The following is a 3,949-nucleotide window of genomic DNA, read 5'->3' on the forward strand; positions in this document are numbered from 1 at the left end:
CGGGTTGTAGTGCTCCTGCACGGTGCTCAGCGCGTTGCCGGGGTAGCGGTTCTGGCACACATTCCGTGAAAGATCTTGCTGGCTCTCGCCAGCAGGAGGCGCGCGTCATGTGAGCTGCGCGGACCACGCGTCACCGGGGTCCGGTGAGGCCGGACTCAAGATCGCTCACGGAATGTGTGCCAGAACCACTTCTCGTGAACAATCCCCGACAGGCGGACGCTCAACTGCTGCTGAAGCTGAAACTCATCGACAAACGCTGTCGCTGAAAGTGAACGAAGCCAGAAGAAGTAGCAGTGTGGGCGAAGCTCGTCTCTGTCTTCCCGAAGGGGTGGTTCGCCCTCTATGCCCATTCCATGCCCAGCTCCGCGAGCGCGGCGCGCTGCGGGTCGGTCAGCTTGTCCCGCCTCGCCTTGGTGTTGCTCAGAAATACGCCAAGCCGTACGGACACCGGTTCGGCCTCGCCGTCGACCGCGATTTCTTCGCTGTGCGCTCGGGGCACCGGCTTGCCCGCGCCCTCCCGCGCGATGTACTGCGCCAGGGCCGCCACGCCCCGTGTGAAGGCCGCCGACGCCTTGGCCGGACCCGCCCCCGCCACGCTCTTCTTGGCCGGGGCCACAGCGGGCAGCTCAGCGGGCTTCACGCCCAAGCCGGACAGTCGCTCCTGCTGCTCGGTGCTCAGCTGCGCCCAGTTGCTGGCCTGCCGCTTCAGCCACTTGCCGATGTCGTCGCCGTCCATCAGCACGCCGGGCTGGATCTCGAGCAGCACGCCGCCGGCTTCGGTGTCGGCGAGGTCGGCGAGGACGCGGTAGTGGCGTTGCCAGTCCAGCGGCCAGGGGCAGTCCCAGTCCGGGTCGATCGCCGTCAGCTGCGCCGCGCGTTCCGCCGCCCGCTCTGGGTCCTTGCCCAGGCCGTTCTTCGCGCCTTTTCTGCGGAGGTTGGCCATGTGCTGCCCGATGGGCACCATCGCCTCGCCCTCACCCCACACCGCGTCCTGGCGGGGCGCGAGGTTCCCGGTGGCCCGGTGGTAGGAGCGGAGCGCGGCGAGCTTGGCCTCCCACGCCTCTTCGCCCGGCTCCCACACCACCCCGGCCTCCGGCAAATCGAGCAGCTCCCTGCGCCGCGGCTCCAGTTCCCCGGCTCGCAGCGCCTTCCGCTGCTGGCGCACCCACCGTCCAAGCGGGACGCCGACCTCGGTCTCCGTGTCATAGGGGACGGCGTAGAGGCCGGTGATCTCGTTCTCCGCCCGCCAGCGCAGCAGGGCTTGATAGCCCTCCAGCCACACGAGGCTGTCCGGCCGGTAGACCGGGGTGCGCAGGAAGGCGGCGATGGTGGCGACGTCGCGCGGGCTGGAGAAGTGGAGCAGGGCCGACTCGGCGGCGGCGTCGGTGTTGCCCTGCTCCTGGTCCTCGCCTCACCCTCGCCGCCGGCCCCGACGATCCGGCCGTCCTCATCGCGCCGGACGTGCACCTTGCGCTGCTGCTTGCTGCGGGTGAGGGCGCGGGAGGCGAGCTGCTCAACGAGTCGTTCATCATGCGAGCGCAGGCCCTGGAGGACGGCTACAGCGGGGCGGAAACTGGCGGAGGCGACCATGTCGGTGGGGTCCTCACCGGGCTCCAGGAACACGGGCACGATGATCCGGGCGACCTTGGTGGAGCCGTCGCGGTTCAAGCGGAGCGCGCGGCCGATGTTCTGCACGATCTCCACCTGGGAGCCGCGGGTGTCGGCGAAGCAGATCGCCTCCACCCCGCGCTCGCCAGTGATGTCGACGCCCTCCCCGAGGACCCGCACGCTGGCGAGGAAGGCACGGTGTACGCGCCGGTTGTTGGCGTCGATACCGTTGGCGAACTGCCGCAGGATCTCCCGCCGTTCGGCTACGAGGTGGCCGCCGCACAGCCACGCCGACCACACCCGGTCCGGGGGTACGTGGCGGTCGGCCTCCAGCTCGTACAGCTCCGCGTTGATCGACGACTTCGGCAGTGCCTCCGCCTTCGCCAGATCGTCGTCGGATGCCTCGGTGACGTACAGCTCGGCAGCGGTCTCCGGCAGCTTGCCCGCGAACGCGGCGGCCTCCTCCACCTTCTGGTGGAACGTCATGACGGTGCGCAGGTTGTGCGCGGCGGCGTGCTCCACAAGCGCGGTCTGCAGCAGCGCGAGGCGCCGGCCGCGCAGTGCCTCTTCCGACAGCCCGAGGACGGGCGAGGGGTTGCGGATCTCGAGTACGTCGATCTCGAACCCGGCGAGGATGCCCCGCTCGATCGCTTCCGAGAGCCCGAGTTCGGCCAGCCACGGCCCGTAGGTCTCGGAGTCCTCACCCATCGACGCGAGCTCCAGCTCCTGGCCGTCCGCGCCCTTCTGCGGCCGGGGAGAAGCCAGGATGCGCGGGGTCGCGGTCAGGTACAGCCGGAAGTCCGCCGGGATCCGCTGGTTGTCGTGGATCGCCGCCCACGGGCGCCCAAGATCACCGGCGGTGCGGTGGACTTCGTCCGTTTTACCGACCGAGGCTGTGTGGGAAGCGCCGTTGAGCTGGGATTCCACGTGCCGTGCATGTGCGCGAGGTCGGGGCAGGCGTGATGAAGGACCGAGCCGAGGCCATCACTCGATCCGGTAGCCGACTGTGGGTGTCGTGCTGATCACCGATGGGGTGCCGAGTTTGCGTCGGAGTCTGCCGATGGTCACGGCGACGGTATTGGTGAACGGGTCGGCGTTCTCGTCCCACACCTGTTCCAGGAGGGCCTCCGCGCTGAGAGGGGCCGGGCTCGCCCGAAGCAGGGCGGTCAGGACTTCGAACTCCTTGACGGAGAGCTCGAGTCGGCGCCCGTCGCGGGTTGCGGTGCTCAGTACGGGGTCGAGTTCTATGCCTGCGGCGCGGAGCGTGCGGGCGTGGGTGTACGGGCGCCGACGGGACAGGGCCCGCAGGCGGAGGACGAGTTCGGGGAAGTGGAACGGCTTGACCAGGTAGTCGTCGGCTCCCAGGGTGAGGCCGCCGACACGGTCGGCTGGCGTGTCCGCTGCGGTCAGCATCAGCACCATGGGGCGGTCGTCGCGGTCGCTGATCATCTGGCAGAGCGTGTCGCCGTGGATGCCGGGCAGGTCCCGGTCCAGGACGACCGCGTCGTAGGCGTTGGTGTCCAGCTTGGCTGCGGCCGCCAGGCCGTCGTAGGCGACATCCACTGCTATGCCCTGGTCGTGCAGGCCCTCGGCCAGCACGTCGGCGAGCGATCTGGCGTCCTCCACCACCAGAACCCTCATATCGCGGCCTCCGCCTCGGCCGTCCTGGGGAGGGTGACGGTGACCCGCAGGCCGCCCTCGGCGCGGGGCCGCAGGTCGAGGGCGCCGCCGTGGGCGTCGGCGATGGCCGCGACGATGGTCAGGCCGAGGCCCGACCCTGTGTCGCTTCCGCCGCCGGTGCGCTCGGCGCCGAGCCGCCGGAACGGGTAGACCAGCTGGGCGACCTGATCTTTGGCCAGGAACGGACCTCCGTTCTCCACGACCAGCCGCGCATCCCTGTCCTCGGCGTCGACGGCGACGCGGATCCAGCCGCCGGGCTGGTTGTGCGCGATCGCGTTGTCGACGAGGTTCTCCACCATCCTGCGGAGCAGTACCCGGCTGCCTCGTACCCAGACGCCGGACCCGTTGCTCGCGAGGTCGGCGTCCACGGTGAGGTGCTTCACGCAGGAGAGGGCGGAATGCTCGGCGAGGGCCGCCCGGGCGAGCGCGTCCAACGGGAGGGCCGCGGTGTCCGGTAGCAGCACGCCGTGCTGCGCGCGGGCCAGTGCCAAGAGACCCTCCAGCAGGCGGTCGATGTGATCCAGCTCAGTCCTGACGCGGCGCGCGAGGGTGCGCGTCTGCTCGGGCACGTGCCCGGGTTTGGCGAGTGCGACGTCCACCGAGGCGCTCATGGTGGCCAGCGGGGTGCGCAGCTCGTGGGAGGCGTCAGCGACGTAACGCC

Annotated in this window: 2 protein-coding genes and 1 pseudogene; all 3 read right to left on the reverse strand. The window is 70.1% G+C overall.

Features of this window, described 5'->3' with window-relative positions:
* Positions 1–340: 340 nt before the first annotated feature.
* Positions 341–2,484 (reverse strand): annotated as a pseudogene (locus ABTZ94_RS36550) (helicase associated domain-containing protein); the annotation flags it as partial.
* 108 nt (positions 2,485–2,592) lie between these two features.
* Positions 2,593–3,249, reverse strand: coding sequence for a response regulator transcription factor (locus ABTZ94_RS36555; RefSeq protein WP_351207606.1), 657 nt, complete (start codon positions 3,247–3,249; stop codon positions 2,593–2,595).
* On the reverse strand, positions 3,246–3,949 hold a 704-nt coding region (locus ABTZ94_RS36560; RefSeq protein WP_351207608.1), incomplete at its 5' end, for a sensor histidine kinase. The genes ABTZ94_RS36555 and ABTZ94_RS36560, both read right to left, overlap by 4 nt.

The organism is Streptomyces sp. NPDC002785, from assembly GCF_040295565.1.
Taxonomy (GTDB): Bacteria; Actinomycetota; Actinomycetes; order Streptomycetales; family Streptomycetaceae; genus Streptomyces.

What these genes read in the sequence shown, in the direction of transcription:
- ABTZ94_RS36555 (WP_351207606.1), bottom strand. Translation starts at nt 3,249, where the DNA reads ATGAGGGTTCTGGTGGTGGAGGACGCCAGATCGCTCGCCGACGTGCTG.